Raw genomic sequence first — 14,010 nt, 5'->3', positions numbered from 1 at the left:
AGCTCTGCTGCAAGTTACGATCCCGCTTACGATAATCTCATTTCTGCTCGGGCTCGTGCTTGCGGTGCTGACGGCGGTCGCACGCATCGCAAATTTTAAAATTTTAAAGCAGCTAAGCGAAATTTATATTTGGATTTTTCGCGGCACTCCGCTTTTGGTGCAGCTTTTTATCGTCTATTTCGGGCTTCCAATCATCGGGATCACGCTTGATGTTTGGGCTGCTGCGATCATTACCTTTAGCCTCAATATCGGCGCTTACGCTTCAGAGGCGGTGCGAGCTGCGATCCTATCAGTGCCAAAGGGGCAATGGGAGGCGGCTACCTCGCTAGGCATGAGCTACGCTCAAATTCTGCGCCGCATCATCGCTCCGCAAGCAGCGCGCATATCGCTGCCGCCGCTATCAAATATATTTATCTCTACGCTTAAAGACACTTCGCTCGTAGCCTCGATTACGATGGTCGATATGTTTATGGTCGCTCAACGTATTGCTGCGCGGGCATTCGATCCGCTCACGTTATACGTGCTGGCGGCGCTATTTTATCTAGCAGTTTGCACCCTTCTTACGTTCTTACAATCCAAGCTAGAGCGACGATTTTCAAGGTTCGTGTGATGATAAAATTTACGAACTTAACTAAGCGCTTCGGCGATCACGTCGTGCTAAATGGGCTAAGCTTAGAATTTCGCGACGGGCAAACGACAGTGATTTTAGGAAGCTCCGGCTCCGGCAAATCCACGATGCTGCGCTGCATAAATCTGCTCGAAATTCCAAGCGGCGGCGAGCTACAGCTAGGCGAGTTTAAGATAAATTTCGACGCTCCGCATAAAACAAGCGAGTATCATCCATTCCGCGCTCATACGGGCATGGTTTTTCAAAGCTTCAATCTCTTTCCGCACCTCAACGTTTTACAAAACGTCATCGAAGCACCCATACACGTGCTAAAACAGCCACGCGAGCTTGCCGAGGCAAATGCAATGGCGCTGCTAAAAAAAGTCGGTATGGCGGATAAAGCTGGCGCGTATCCGGCTCGCCTCTCCGGCGGTCAGAGCCAGCGCGTGGCGATCGCGCGGGCGCTTGCGATGCAGCCTGAGTTTTTGCTGCTGGATGAGCCTACGAGCGCGCTTGATCCCGAGCTTGAGGCGCAGGTGCTAAAGACTATCGCCGAGCTTGCCGCAGAAGATCGCTCACTCATCATCGTCACGCACAATATGGGCTTTGCACGCAAGATCGCAGATAGAATTTTATTCTTAGATGGCGGAGTTATCGCATTCGACGGCGACGCAGAGGAATTCTTTGGCAGCAGTGATGAGCGCATAGCTAAATTTATCGGAGCGATGAGCTTTTAAATCCATTAAATTTCAAGGAGAAAATATGAAAATAGACACCCTAATCGTAAAGGGCATAGAGGCCAAGTCCAACCCCCACAACGCGGTGATTCCGCCGATATATCTAGCCAGCACCTTCGTGCAAGAAAGCCTGGATGATTTCGGCAAATACGCCTATTCGCGCGGCGCAAATCCTACGCGCAACGCCTTTGAAGAGCTTTTTGCAAAATTTGAAGGCAGCAAATACGCCTTCGCGCTAGCCTCGGGCATGGCGGCTACGAGCGCTGCATTTGCGCTGCTTAAAAGCGGCGATCGCGTGCTGCTAAATAATAACGTCTACGGCGGCACCTATCGCTACGTAAGCGGGATTTTTAAAAATCAAGGGATCAATTACGACCTGGTGGACGATCTAAATTTGATCACCGAAATTCCAAGCGACGTTAAAATGGTCTTCATCGAAACGCCATCAAATCCGCTTTTGCGCGTAACCGACATTGAGCGCATCAGCGAGCTCGCGCATAAAAACGGCGCGCTTGTGGTGATGGATAATACCTTTTTGACCCCATATTATCAGCGCCCGCTAGAGCACGGCGCAGACGTCGTGGTTTATAGCGCGACCAAATACATAGGCGGGCATGCCGATCTGATCGCCGGCATCGTTACGACGAACGACGATGAGCTTGCCGCAAGAATTCAGTTTATGAAAAACACTCTGGGCGCGACGCTATCGCCTACCGACGCGTATTCGCTCATACGCGGGCTTAAAACGCTAAGCGTGCGCTTCGACCGCCAGAGCGAAAATACGCTAAAGATAATAGAATTTTTACGCAGCAATCCTGCGGTAGAGGCGGTGAATTTCGCAGGCTCGCACTCTGAGAGCGAAAAAAAGATACAAGATCACCAAGCTAGCGGTATCGGAGCGGTCATCTCGCTGGTGCTTAAGCCGCAATACGACTATAAAACCTTTGCGCGCAGTCTTGAGCTATTCGATCTAGCCGTGAGCCTGGGCGGCGTAGAGAGCCTGATCTGCCATCCCGCATCGATGACGCACGAGAGCTATCCGCGCGAGCTGCAAGAGCGCATCGGTATCAGTCAAAATTTGCTGCGCCTAGCCATAGGCATTGAAAACGCGGACGATCTCATAGCAGATCTTGCCACCGCGCTAGAAAAATCTAAAAAATAGGCGGCGCGGAATTTCCAAGCTCGTGGAATTTTATGCAGGCTTGTAAAAATTTGCGCGGGCGCGTAGAATTCATGCCAAAATTTAATCCGAAATCCTTATAGCTTCGCTAGTGAGGCTATAAGGGCGCGGTCTTTACGAGCCGGCGCGCAGAGCGATTTAAAAAGGACTCGCCGCCGATCATTTTATCTTGCAAAAATCGCTTTTCGCAAAACCTATGCCCATTTTTTCGCGGGATAAATTTTGTATGAATTTTCACTCGTTAAATTTTACGAAGCGCGCGGCTTTGCGTAAAATTTAAATTTAAAAATTCCGCCACTACGTCGTTGAAATGAAATTTTAATTTATACGCACGGCAAGATTTATCCAGACCTCTTGCTAAAACACATCGTTTAAATTTAATTCGGATAAATCTATCTAACCGCCGTTTGATATTACTAAGCGGAGAGCTTAAATTTAATCAAAATTTTAAAGACGGCGGCGGATCTGTGCCGCACCACGCCAGCCGCTCGTAGCTGCTCGGTCTAAATTCGACGCGATTAATTTATCAAACGGGCAAATTTAGGCTCTGCCCTGCTCAAAATTTAAAATTCCGCGCGCCGTTTAAATTCCGCTTAAATTTTTAGCCGCTTTAAATTTAGCGGAATTACTTCAGCTCGCCCCAGCGCTTGGCGATGTTTAGGCTCGTCTTTAGAGGCACGTTCAGGCTCGCCGCGCTTTGCATTATCTCCTGCGCGCGCTCGCCGAAGCTCTGCGCCAAATCGTCCCGCACCTCGAAAATCAGCTCGTCGTGGATCTGCAAAATTAGCCGCGCTTCGTCGTTTAGTAGGGGCGAAATCTCAACCATAGCCTTTTTGATGATGTCGGCGGCGGAGCCTTGAAATTTCGTATTCACCGCCTCGCGCTCGTAGCTCGCATAGACCATGTTGTTGCGCGCGTTTGCGAAGTCGAAGTAGCGCCTGCGCCCAAAAAGCGTGCTTACGTAGCCGCTTTCTTTCGCGTCCGATTTTATGCTTTGCAAAAACTCCTTGATCGTGCAAAACGCCGCGAAATAGCGCTCGATATAGCCCTTCGCCTCGGCGCGCGCGATGCCTAGGCTATCGCTTAGCTTACCCGCGCCCATGCCGTAGATGAGGCCGAAATTTATGCTCTTTGCGATCGTGCGGTGTGCGGGCTGTGCGTCGCCGAAGATGCTGATCGCCGTGCGCGCGTGAATGTCCTCATCCGCCCTAAACGCCGCCAAAAGCGCAGGATCGCGCGAAAAGTGCGCGAGCAGGCGCAGCTCGATCTGCGAGTAATCAAGCGAGATCAGCGAGTAACCTTCGTCTGCTAGAAAGCAGTCCCGCACGTCCTTCGCAAACGTGCCGCGCGCGGGGATATTTTGAAGGTTCGGATTTTTGCTCGCTAGCCGCCCGGTGGCCGTGCCGGTCTGTAAGAAATTTGATCTGACGCGGTTTTGCGGATCTGCAAGGGCAAGCTGTAGCAGCGGCTCACAGTAGGTGCTTTGCAGCTTAAACAGCTCGCGGTAGTCTAAAATTTTACCCACCGCGGGATGCAGCGCCGTAAGATCCTTCAGCACGCTTTCATCGGTGCTGTAGCCCGTCTTGGTGCGCTTTGCGGCAGGAAGTCCTAGCCGCTCGAAAAGCACGGCGCCGAGCTGAGCGGGAGAGTTTATATTAAACTGCTCGCCGCAAAGCTCATAAATTTCATCCGTGAGCGCTCGCAGGGACTTTTCGTTGCGCCCGATTAGGCGCTTTATCATCTCCGCGTCGATCTTGATGCCGCATCTTTGCATCTGCCAAAGCACCCGCACGAACGGGAACTCAAGCTCTTGCGCGAGCTTAAAAAGCGCGGGTTCGAGCAGCTGTTTGAGTTTAAAATACAGCCTCAGCGTCACCCACGCATCCTCGCTCGCATAGATCGTAGCGGCGTCCAGCTCCACGGAGGCGAAGGTCTCGCCCTTTTTGACGACGTCGCCGAAATGCACAGTCTCGTACCCAAGATACCGCGGCGAGATAGAGTCCATCCCCACGGCGTTTGCGGGATCGAGTAGCCACGCTAGCACCATCGTATCGGCAAAGCGCGCAGGCGGCTCGATATTAAAATTATTTTTCACGATCTCAAAATCGTATTTTAAATTTTGCCCCACGACATATCCGCGAAACAGCGAGCCGATCGCAGCCTTTGCCGCGTCCGAAGAAATTTGAGCAGGAGCGCCCAAATAGCTATGCGCGAGCGGGACGTAGTAAGCGCGCTCCTCGTTAAACGCAAACGAAAAGCCCACGATCTTGGCGCTTTTGCTATCGACGCTAGTAGTTTCCGTATCGAAGCTCACCAAGGTCTCGGCACTGACGCTCTCGCACAGCCTCGCAAGCTCCGCGGCATCGGTGATACAAACAGGCTCAAAGGGCGTTTTAAAAGCGCTCTCGGAATTTTGTCCGATTGGATAGGAGCCGCCTGAGATGGAATTTTGCCCGTCTAGCCCCCCTACGGCAGCGTCCAAGATAGATCCGCCGCGAGACGGCTCTGCGCCCGCGTCCTTTCCGCCAGCGCCCAAAACGGAGCTTTTTGCGCCCGCGCTTTTGCCCTCGCCCCAAAGATCAAGTCCGTTCTGCTCCTGCAAGCTTAACGCCGAAAGAAGCCTATTTAGCGCGTAATCTTTTAAAATTTCGCGAATTTTAAAAAGCGGATTTTGCTGCGGAAATTTCGCGTCCTCTAAAGGCGGGATTTCCAGCTCGTCGTAAAGCGTGGCCAGGCGCTTGCTTATATAGGCGCTCTGCCTCCCTTCTATCAGATACTCGCGCTGTTTGTTTTGCGGCAGGCGGTCTAAATTTGAATAGATCCCATCAAGCGAGCCCCATTCGTCTAAAAGCTTCTTCGCCCCCTTATCGCCGATGCCGCGCACGCCCGGGATATTATCGGCGCTGTCGCCGCAGATCGCCAAAAAATCCACGATCTGCTCGGGATAGACGCCGTAGCGCTGCAAGCACTCGTCTCTTCCGTAAAGCATCTTTTTGCCGTGGCTGTAAATTTTAACGTTTTCGCCGATGAGCTGATACAGGTCCTTGTCGGAGGTAACGATGTTGATTTTATGCGTGGCGCCGTGCTTTTTAACGACGCTTGCGATGAGATCGTCCGCCTCGTAGCCCTCGCGTCCGAGCGAGTAAAGCCCCATCTTTTCGATCATCTCGATGCAGATGGGCAGCTGCTGCAAAAGCGCGGGCGGCGGGGCTTGGCGGTTGGTTTTGTAGTTGGGATCAATATCCGAGCGGAAGGTCTTGCCCTTGCTATCCAGAGCGAAAATTATATAATCGCTCTTAAATTCCTTCGAAAGATTTGCGATGAAGCTCGCAAACCCGCTCACCATGCCGCTGGGTTTGCCGTCTTTGGTCTTAAGCCCGCTCATAGCGTAGTAGAGCCTGAAAAAAAAGCCGAACGTATCGATGATCGTGATGGTCTGCATAATGGTCCTCGGATTTAAAATTTTAACGCGTAGTGTATTAAAATTCGGCTAAATTTACAAATTCCAAATAGGACTTGACCTACCTCATTTCAAAATTTTAAAATTTGCTATATAATCGCGCGAAATTTTAAAAAAGGATCAAGTATGGATTTTTTCACAGACTGGCAGGAGTTCGACGCGGCGGGCGCTACGGTGAAATTTTACAAAAAATCGCAGGGCGGCGTGGAATACATCGGCTTTGATTCGCGCAAATGCGTTCCGCCCGAGCCGATGGTAAATGCGCTGGTGGCGCTAAATTTCGTAAAAGACGAAACCAAAAAGGTCGTCATGCTCAATCATAAATTTCCGATGGGGCTAATCCCAAAGATCGAGTCTAAATTTGACATTGCCCGCGAGGATCTGGACGGCGACGCGGTCAAGCTCACCATCAGCCTAAAGCCTGGCGCGGTCAATGAGGGCTTCGATACCGACGCGAAGTGCCACGGCTAAAGGGCTTTAAAATTTAGATGAATATCACGACTTTTTCGCCGCCGTTTCGCATCGTAGGCGGCTATTTCATCTGCGGCTTTATCTTTTTGCTGCTAAGCGTGGCGAGCTTTTTAAAGGCCGATTTCGGCGCGATCCAGGCGCCGCAGACGGCGAGCTTTTTTCACGTATTTTTGCTGGGATTTGTAATCAGCATAATCATTGGGGCACTCTATCAGCTCACCTCCGTCATCATCCAAAAGGAATTTTTCACCGTCAAATTTGCGTTTTTAAATCTCCTCGCCTACGGCGCGGGCGTGGCTCTGCTAAGCGCGGGATTGCTGCTTTCAAGCATCCCTTTGATGCACGCAGGCGGCGCCGTTTTGCTGCTTAGTCTATTTTATTTTACGATCTGCTACGCGCTAAGCTTCATCGGCACGCCCAAATGGAGCTTCCCCGCCGTTGCGCTTGCGATCTCGGCTGCGTTTTTGGCGGTAGGGATCAGCCTTGGCTTCGCGCTCGTGCTAGCGCTTAGCGGCGTGGAGATTTTCGGAGTATATTTTTCAGAAATTTTATCCTATCACATATACTTCGTGCTGGGCTTCGTGTTTTTCGTCATCGTAGGCGCTGCGTGCGTGCTGCTGCCGATGTTTAGCCTGGCGCACGATCTAAGCTTCGCACTAGCAAAAGCTTCGCTGGCGCTGTATCTGCTCGCGGGGCTGTTTTTACTAAAAGACTTTGGAATTTTCATCGCATTTGCCGCGCTTGCGAGCTTTGCGGCTCAGGCGATCTACATCCTAGCCAGGCGCGTGCGAAAAGCGATCGATTATTGGAATTTAAACGTCTACATCTCGCTGGCGGCTTTGGGATTTAGTGCGGCATTTTGGCTCGCAGGTCGCGCGGATGCGGCGGCGTTTTGGCTGCTATACGGCTTTTTGTTCGCCTTCATCGTCGCGCACATTTATAAAATCGCGCCCTTTCTCATCTGGTATCACTACGTCTCGCCCTTCGTCGGCAAGCGCAAAATCCCTATGCTTGAGGATATGATAATCAAAAAAATCGCCTACGTAGCCTGCGTGCCAAACGTATTGGCACTTGCGTGCGCAGGCTTTGGAGCGCTAACGCCTGCGGTTATCTTGCAAGCAGTAAGCATAATTTTGGTGCTAATCAACATTGCAAATATCTTTAACTACATAAAATTCGGAGAGGAAAAATGAAAGTAACGAAGGAGCAAGTTTACGACGCGCTTCGCGCCGTGGTGGACCCTGAGGTAGGCTTTGACGTCGTGTCGCTAGGACTCATCTACGACGTAGCAGTAGATGAGGCGAACAACGCCAAAGTTACGATGACGCTATCAACTCAATCGTGCCCGCTGCATGAGATGATGCTAGAATGGGTGCGCGCGGGTGCCGAGAGCGTGGAGGGCATAGGCGAGGTAGAGATCGATCTCGTCTTTGAGCCGATGTGGAATATCGATATGGCAGAGGATCACGTCAAAGAAGCGCTCGGTAGATTTTAAACAGCTTTGCCGCGCCCAGTAGTTTAAGCTTTGAGATTCTAAAATTAGACTTCAAATTTATACTTAGGGGGCTGCTATGAAAAAATTTACCGACGGCGAGAAAGAGATCCTGCTTCAAACGCACGGGCTTAGTTTGATTTCAAAGACGCTACAAAACGGCAAAGAAAGGCTGAGCTCTAAAGAATTCGCAAATTGCGATGCCTTGCAAAAAGCTTTCGTAAAAAAGCAAGTTGATGTCCTAAAAAAGGGCTTCATCTACGAAAACAAAAAAGCAAAATTCGGCGAAGCAATAGCGCATGCCTATATCGGCGGCGGATACAGCGGGGCGCTTGGATTTGCCGAGTTTGAGGATAAATTTTACGTCTATAAATGTAATTTTGACGAGCACGGCTGCGATTATTTAATCGTGCTGGACGGCGAACTAAGAACTCTTGCGCAAATTAAGCTACCAAAAATTTTAGCGTGGAAAATGACCGCTACCAAAAAGGCCTTGGTGCTTGATTTGGACCACGAATTCTTTCTTTTTGACGGAGAAAAATTCAACAAGCTTTTTGAAGCCTGGAGTATCACTGGAGGAGGCTTTAGCTCCAGCCTAAGCGGCAACGGCGAAATTCTAGCCTGCGGCACAGATGGAATTTTAGCTTTCGGAAGCGACAAGAAGCTAAATTTTAAAACGGATTTTTCGGCAAAAGCGATAGGCTTCGGCAATAAAATTTGCGTAGCCTGTGGGGATGAAGGCGGCAAAAATGTCGCTAGGCTCTACCGCCTAAAAGACTTCGCCGAGCTTTGCCGTATCGAATGCGACGTGGGCTATATCCACTCCCTAAACGTGGGGCTTATCAAAAATGATGCGATTTTGGTCGTAAATAACGGCTTTGATGAGCTGTATTTTTGGGACGTCGCAAGCAAAAAGCGTCTAAGCGTACCAAAAAGCTTGCCAAGAAGCGTAATGAGGTTTGCCGCAAACGATCAAATTTTTCTTACGTACTTTTACGGTAGATTTAAAGCATTCAGCTTGGAGGATTTTCGCCTCTTAGGCGAGTTTGAGTGCGAGCACTGCGTCAAAACCGCCGCTATTAAAATCTCAGGCGAGCGCCTTTACGTCCGCACCGACTACGGATTTTTTAGCATTTATTCTTTAGCCGAGAATGGAATTAAAATTTAAAAAGCGCTATTGATACAGATTTATCGCCCGCTTCAAGCTCCTAAAATTAAACGAACTTCGCCCGCCTTAAACTTGCGCGACAAGTAGGGGTGCTATTTAAAGAAATTTTATCGCAAAAATTGCGGGTTTTGAGAGCTTTTTAAGGCTTCCTTTAAGCATTATCAAATTATCCGCGCCGGAGATTTTAAGAGTGGAATTTTCAAAGCAAAATTCTAAATTTTTTAGTGCGTTTTCGCTTAAGAGGCGCGCAAGCTCCAAAATATAGCTCAGCCAGGCGAGCTTGGCGGAATCAGGCAAAATCGCGCTCAAAGGCGCGAACGTAGCGCTCAGCTCGCGCTTGCCGTGCATCGAGATGATTGCGGCTATGAGCGCCTTTTCTTTGTGCGTCGTGCGGTAGTTCAGCCCGCCGAGCACCATATCCGCGCTGGTTTCGTGCTTGGCATAAAAGCCGATCGCCCGCCCAATCTCGCAAAGCGACGCTGCGATCTGCAGAATTTTAATATATTTTTCGCCCAAGCCGTGTAGAGGCGATAGCGCGCAAAACAGCGCTTTTGCGAACTTCGGAGCCTCGCTGGGCTCGGAAGCGAAGCGATCTTTAAGACTTCTTAGGCTCGGATTAAAGCCTCTAGGCAGGTTTGCGCCGCGCAGAATCGAGCTTAAAAACGCCCCCTCGCGCACTCCTACGCCGCTGGTGATGATCTTTTTCGCCCCTAGGCGCCTTACGATCTTATCAAAGATAATGGCGCCCTCCCTGATCGTGTCGTAGCGGTCTTTTTTGATCGGAAATTTCGCCAGATCAAGCGTCTTTGCGCTCATCAGCTTGGCAAAAAACGGTGCATATTTTTCGTAATCGTAGCTGAAATTATGCACGATCTTTAGCGGATGGTTTTGCAGACTCATCACGGCGCCGGAGAGCGCTCGCGCGGAGCCGCCCATTACGATTAAATTTTGCGTGCGAAACTCGGCGCCGAGCTGCGAGATCGCGCTGTTTATGTATTTCTCCAGCCCCTTTGTGTCACCGCGGTCGAAAAACAGCTCCTTTAGCCGCACCGTGCCTAAATTTAGAGAAATTTTATTTTCTATCCTGCCATTTTTTATGTAAGCAAGCTCGGTCGAGCCGCCGCCGATATCCAGCGTAACGCCCTCGGAAAAGTCGCTAAGCAAATTCTGCGCCGCATAGGCGCCCAAATATGCCTCCGTCTGCCCGTCTATCTTGCGGATCATAATGCCCGTTTGCTTGCGGACGAGATTTATAAACTCGCTCCCGTTCGGCGCATCGCGAAGTGCGGTTGTACCGATACAAAGCACTCGCTTGGCCTTGTAATTGCATACCAGAGTTTTAAATTTTTTAAACGCCAGCAGGCATTTTTGCATCGCTTCGGTGGTTAAAATTCCGCCGTTTTCGTAAGCGCCCTCGCCTAGGCGGATCTTGATCTTGTGCTCAGCTAAAATGAAAAATCCAAGCCTACTCGTGCGCTCGAAAATCACGGCTCTGGCGGAATTTGAGCCCAGATCTATGACTGCGACGCGCTTGGGCATTTAAATTTCCATATGGATGTGTTTGTATTTCAGCTCGTCCGCCGTCTCGATATTATCGGGATCGGTGATGATACACTCGACTGGGCAGACCACGATGCAGGCGGGCTCAGAGTAATCATCTACGCACTCACAGCATCGATCGGCGTCTATGATGTATATCGGTTCATCCTCAAAAATCGCTTCATTAGGGCATTCCTCGCGGCAAGCGTCGCAACTGATGCATTCTTTTGTAATCAACAATGACATATAATTTTACCTTACGAAAAAATTTATGGCGTTTATACCATAAAAAGCTTCATTTTGTTTTAAAATAGCGGAATTTCGGGCTATTTCTTAAATTTTTTAGTGGAAGTTTGAAAATCGCGACGATTAGCGAGCGCCCTTTGTCGTTTTTAAGATCTACTTGCGCACCCATCGCTTGAGCAGCATTTTTGGCTAAAAATAGCCCGAGCCCGGCTCCCGGTTTGCCGCCGTAGCGCTTAAAAGGGGCGAAATAATCGATCTCTTCGTTAAGCGGCTCGCCTTTGTTTGCGACCCGCACTATGAAATTTCCATCCGAAATTTCACTCTCGATTAGCACCTTTTCGCCGTCCGGAGAAAATTTTATGGCGTTTTGGATAAAATTTTGAATCACGTGCATAAAGAGACTTTTCTGCACCGAAATTTCAAGTTGTTCAGGCTTAAGATCCATCGTCAAGTCCTTGCCTGCCGTACGCGCTAAAATTTTAAAGCCCACGCATAGCTCCCGTAGATATGCAATCATATCGGTCTGCTCGGGCGCCTCGAACTGCGCCCCCTCCTGCCGCCCGATCTCTAGGATCGAGCTGATCATTTTATTCATACTATCGATCGAGTCGTTATTATTTTTAAGCGCCTCGATATATTTCTCGCTCTCGCGCGGCTTAATTAGCGTCACTTCGTTTTTGGTTTTCATCACCGCAAGCGGAGTTTTAAGCTCATGCGCGATGCCGATAAAAAGCTCTTTTTGATACAAAATGAAGGTCTCGATGCGCTCAAGTAGGCGGTTTATGCTATTTGAAAGCGGACTAAATTCGCTTGGAATTTCCGCCGCGTCGATCGGCTTTAGAAATTTTTCATCCACCGAAGCGAGCCTTTGACTGATCAGCTTAATCGGCATCAGCAGCATGCGCGAGAGAAACATCGCGTAAAACACCACCAAAAATATCATAGTCAAATTTACTAAAATTATGTCGATGAGTATTTGATTTACGATGTTTGCATAGACGCTCACGTCTGCTTTGATGCTTAAAATTTTATCCTTACCATAAGGATAGTGCAGCTGTAAATAGCTCCTGCCGCCCTCGGAGCTTTCGATAAATTTAGGTTTATTGATACTTTCGTTTTCGATGATTTTGCTTTCGTATTCACCGGATGCGTCTTGTAAAAAAGATGAAATTTTCTCAGGCGGCACGGAGGCGTCTACAATTTTTTGCGCTCTTTGGATTAAATTTTGAACGGGAGTTTCGAAGATGGTAATTCTCATATAATTATAGAGCATTACCGAAAAAATGACAATTAGCATCAACGAAGCGGATGCTAATTGTATTACAAAGCGGACTCTTAGGCTTTTTGTGGAAAGCAAAATCTATATCCGCGTCTGCGAACGGTCTCGATCGTAGAGATATTTAGAGGCTTATCCATTTTCTGGCGAATTTGATTGATCGCTACTTCAATGACGTTCGGCGTAACGAGCTCAGGCTCCTCCCAGATAGCGTCTAGCAGCTGCTCTTTGCTTACGATCTGATCGCTGTGGCGCGCTAGGTGAGTTAGCACCTCAAACGGCTTACCCTTAAGCTCGATCTCTTGCCCCAAGTAAGTAATTTTTTCCTCGTCCGGATCGATGATGAGATCGTCAATTTTGATGATATTTGAGCCGCCGAAGCGAAGTCTAGCCTCGAGACGCGCTACTAAAACATCAAAGTCGAAAGGTTTTTTGATAAAATCGTCCGCGCCCGCGCGAAGTGCTTTGATCTCGCTTTCTTTATCGTCTTTTGCAGATAGCACGACGACGGAGGTGCGCGCGGATTTTTGCTTAACCAATGCGATGAGATCTATGCCGTTGCCGTCAGCTAGCATCCAATCGGTTAGCACCAAATCATAATTTCTAATGCCGATATAATACTCTGCGTCCTTAAAACTCTCGGAAGTATCCGTCTGATAGCCGAACTCCATCAAGCCCTCCGCTATCGTCTTGTTTAAAGTCACCTCGTCCTCGACTATTAAAATTCTCATTTAATTTCCTTGCCTTAAAATTTTGCGGCGATTTTAACATATTTTAAGCAAAATTTCAAGATTTTTTAAAGAAATTTTAAAATTTTATCTCTATTTCCGCGCCGACGCTCGCGTCTTGTAAAATTTCGGGCTTTAAAATTTTCATATAAAAATAATCCATCGATCGAAATTTTGAGTGAAACTCCTGCGCGAAGTATCTTAGCGCGTCCTCCACGAGGCGAAATTTTTTCTCGCGGAACTCCGCTTTGATATATTCGCAAACCCGCGCGTAATCGATAAACTCTTGCGCTCCGAACTTCGCCCACACCCATACGCGCTGCTCGCGCTTGCGCTCAAAATCCAGCGTCCCGATTATCGCACCGAATTCCAGCTTTTCGATTAAAATTTTAATCATACTACGCGCTTTTCCTCGCCCTTAAGCAGCCTGGCGATATTCGGAGCGTGCTTGTAAAATACGATGAAAACTATCAGAAAGATCGGCGCATGAGTGTTGATCGCCGGCATCTGCGGATGGATCACGTAGCTTGCTATCACTAGCGCAAGCGCCGCTGCAAGCGATGCTACGGATGAAATTTTAACCGTCTTGCCGACTATAAACCAAACTGCAAGCGCGATGATAAGCTCGATAGGGATAAAACAAGCAAGCACGCCGGCTCCCGTCGCAATGCCCTTGCCGCCGTTAAATTTCAGATACGGGCTAAAGCAATGCCCAAGCACTGCAAAGACCGCCATGCTCCATAGCACGTTTTTATCAAAGCCTAAAGCCCGCGCGATCAGTATCGGCAGGACGCCCTTTAGCGCGTCGCAGGCGACCGTGAGGATCGCGAGCTTTTTTGCTTTTTGCGGATCGCGAGTTTTTAAGACGCGAAGGACGTTGGTGGCGCCTATGGAGCCGCTGCCCTCGCTTTTGATATCCACGCCGCCGAGGTATTTGCCGATCAAAAGCCCAAAGGGGATCGCAGCGATCAGATACGCCACGAAGTAGCACCAAAAATTCGGCGCCGTAAATGTCCTATATAAAATTCCAAGAATTCCGCTTCCTAGAATTCCATGCTCATCTCCTAGAAAATATTTTGAGCTAGGATCGCAGAGTGCGGCGTATA

14 protein-coding genes are annotated in these 14,010 nt (G+C 49.1%); 7 read left to right on the top strand and 7 right to left on the bottom strand.

Annotated elements, in window-relative coordinates:
• The 3 genes from Q0256_RS01510 to Q0256_RS01500 all read left to right on the top strand — a co-directional run.
• A partial coding sequence (locus Q0256_RS01510) for an amino acid ABC transporter permease (RefSeq protein ID WP_297959467.1) occupies positions 1 to 610 on the top strand: 610 nt, incomplete at its 5' end.
• Positions 610 to 1,344, top strand: a complete 735-nt coding sequence (locus tag Q0256_RS01505; RefSeq protein WP_297946123.1) for an amino acid ABC transporter ATP-binding protein — start codon at positions 610 to 612, stop codon at positions 1,342 to 1,344. The genes Q0256_RS01510 and Q0256_RS01505, both read left to right, overlap by 1 nt.
• A gap of 25 nt (positions 1,345 to 1,369) precedes the next feature.
• A complete protein-coding gene (locus Q0256_RS01500; protein WP_297959465.1) occupies positions 1,370 to 2,506 on the top strand; it encodes a PLP-dependent aspartate aminotransferase family protein in 1,137 nt (378 codons plus the stop codon).
• A 643-nt stretch (positions 2,507 to 3,149) separates the two neighbouring features.
• Here the strand turns inward: Q0256_RS01500 and polA are convergent.
• Complete coding sequence (gene polA, locus Q0256_RS01495) at positions 3,150 to 5,966, bottom strand: DNA polymerase I (protein WP_297959463.1); 2,817 nt, start codon at positions 5,964 to 5,966, stop codon at positions 3,150 to 3,152.
• A gap of 144 nt (positions 5,967 to 6,110) precedes the next feature.
• On the opposite strand from polA, the gene Q0256_RS01490 reads away from it, so the two are divergent.
• The 4 genes from Q0256_RS01490 to Q0256_RS01475 all read left to right on the top strand — a co-directional run bounded on the left by Q0256_RS01490 (position 6,111) and on the right by Q0256_RS01475 (position 9,115).
• Entirely contained in the window at positions 6,111 to 6,455 is a 345-nt protein-coding gene (locus Q0256_RS01490) for a hypothetical protein (RefSeq protein ID WP_297894225.1), read from the top strand.
• A 17-nt stretch (positions 6,456 to 6,472) separates the two neighbouring features.
• Positions 6,473 to 7,648, top strand: coding sequence for a peptidase M50 (locus Q0256_RS01485; protein WP_297959360.1), 1,176 nt, complete (start codon positions 6,473 to 6,475; stop codon positions 7,646 to 7,648).
• Positions 7,645 to 7,950, top strand: a complete 306-nt coding sequence (locus Q0256_RS01480) for a metal-sulfur cluster assembly factor (protein ID WP_297959358.1) — start codon at positions 7,645 to 7,647, stop codon at positions 7,948 to 7,950. Before Q0256_RS01485 ends, Q0256_RS01480 begins: the two co-directional genes overlap by 4 nt.
• Before the next feature lie 76 nt (positions 7,951 to 8,026).
• Positions 8,027 to 9,115 carry a hypothetical protein gene (locus Q0256_RS01475; RefSeq protein ID WP_297959356.1) on the top strand — a complete coding sequence of 363 codons (1,089 nt, stop codon included), beginning with the start codon at positions 8,027 to 8,029 and terminating at the stop codon, positions 9,113 to 9,115.
• A 96-nt stretch (positions 9,116 to 9,211) separates the two neighbouring features.
• Here the strand turns inward: Q0256_RS01475 and Q0256_RS01470 are convergent, their stop codons facing one another.
• The 6 genes from Q0256_RS01470 to plsY all read right to left on the bottom strand — a co-directional run bounded on the left by Q0256_RS01470 (position 9,212) and on the right by plsY (position 13,930).
• Positions 9,212 to 10,654 carry a Ppx/GppA phosphatase family protein gene (locus Q0256_RS01470; RefSeq protein WP_297959354.1) on the bottom strand — a complete coding sequence of 481 codons (1,443 nt, stop codon included), beginning with the start codon at positions 10,652 to 10,654 and terminating at the stop codon, positions 9,212 to 9,214.
• A complete protein-coding gene (locus Q0256_RS01465; protein ID WP_297959352.1) occupies positions 10,655 to 10,900 on the bottom strand; it encodes a YfhL family 4Fe-4S dicluster ferredoxin in 246 nt (81 codons plus the stop codon).
• 49 nt (positions 10,901 to 10,949) lie between these two features.
• Complete coding sequence (locus Q0256_RS01460) at positions 10,950 to 12,197, bottom strand: HAMP domain-containing sensor histidine kinase (RefSeq protein WP_297959350.1); 1,248 nt, start codon at positions 12,195 to 12,197, stop codon at positions 10,950 to 10,952.
• A gap of 38 nt (positions 12,198 to 12,235) precedes the next feature.
• Positions 12,236 to 12,907 (bottom strand): homeostatic response regulator transcription factor HsrA, encoded by a 672-nt coding sequence (hsrA, locus tag Q0256_RS01455; protein ID WP_005871260.1) that lies wholly within the window; start codon positions 12,905 to 12,907, stop codon positions 12,236 to 12,238.
• Between the two features lie 76 nt (positions 12,908 to 12,983).
• The gene (locus Q0256_RS01450; protein ID WP_297959348.1) at positions 12,984 to 13,301 is read right to left on the bottom strand and encodes a dihydroneopterin aldolase; all 318 of its coding nucleotides are present in this window, start codon (positions 13,299 to 13,301) and stop codon (positions 12,984 to 12,986) included.
• Positions 13,298 to 13,930, bottom strand: coding sequence for a glycerol-3-phosphate 1-O-acyltransferase PlsY (plsY, locus tag Q0256_RS01445; protein ID WP_297959469.1), 633 nt, complete (start codon positions 13,928 to 13,930; stop codon positions 13,298 to 13,300). Before plsY ends, Q0256_RS01450 begins: the two co-directional genes overlap by 4 nt.
• Positions 13,931 to 14,010: the final 80 nt, after the last annotated feature.

It is taken from the genome of uncultured Campylobacter sp. (assembly GCF_937949835.1).
Classification (GTDB): domain Bacteria; phylum Campylobacterota; class Campylobacteria; order Campylobacterales; family Campylobacteraceae; genus Campylobacter_B.
This window is presented reverse-complemented; position numbering and strand designations above follow the sequence as displayed.

Bases quoted from the DNA above. Each gene is read 5' to 3' on its own strand.
- Q0256_RS01505 (WP_297946123.1), top strand. From the start codon at position 610: ATGATAAAATTTACGAACTTAACTAAGCGCTTCGGCGATCACGTCGTG.
- Q0256_RS01500 (WP_297959465.1), top strand. From the start codon at position 1,370: ATGAAAATAGACACCCTAATCGTAAAGGGCATAGAGGCCAAGTCCAAC.
- polA (WP_297959463.1), bottom strand. From the start codon at position 5,966: ATGCAGACCATCACGATCATCGATACGTTCGGCTTTTTTTTCAGGCTC.
- Q0256_RS01490 (WP_297894225.1), top strand. From the start codon at position 6,111: ATGGATTTTTTCACAGACTGGCAGGAGTTCGACGCGGCGGGCGCTACG.
- Q0256_RS01485 (WP_297959360.1), top strand. From the start codon at position 6,473: ATGAATATCACGACTTTTTCGCCGCCGTTTCGCATCGTAGGCGGCTAT.
- Q0256_RS01480 (WP_297959358.1), top strand. From the start codon at position 7,645: ATGAAAGTAACGAAGGAGCAAGTTTACGACGCGCTTCGCGCCGTGGTG.
- Q0256_RS01475 (WP_297959356.1), top strand. From the start codon at position 8,027: ATGAAAAAATTTACCGACGGCGAGAAAGAGATCCTGCTTCAAACGCAC.
- Q0256_RS01470 (WP_297959354.1), bottom strand. From the start codon at position 10,654: ATGCCCAAGCGCGTCGCAGTCATAGATCTGGGCTCAAATTCCGCCAGA.
- Q0256_RS01465 (WP_297959352.1), bottom strand. From the start codon at position 10,900: ATGTCATTGTTGATTACAAAAGAATGCATCAGTTGCGACGCTTGCCGC.
- Q0256_RS01460 (WP_297959350.1), bottom strand. From the start codon at position 12,197: ATGCTAATTGTCATTTTTTCGGTAATGCTCTATAATTATATGAGAATT.
- hsrA (WP_005871260.1), bottom strand. From the start codon at position 12,907: ATGAGAATTTTAATAGTCGAGGACGAGGTGACTTTAAACAAGACGATA.
- Q0256_RS01450 (WP_297959348.1), bottom strand. From the start codon at position 13,301: ATGATTAAAATTTTAATCGAAAAGCTGGAATTCGGTGCGATAATCGGG.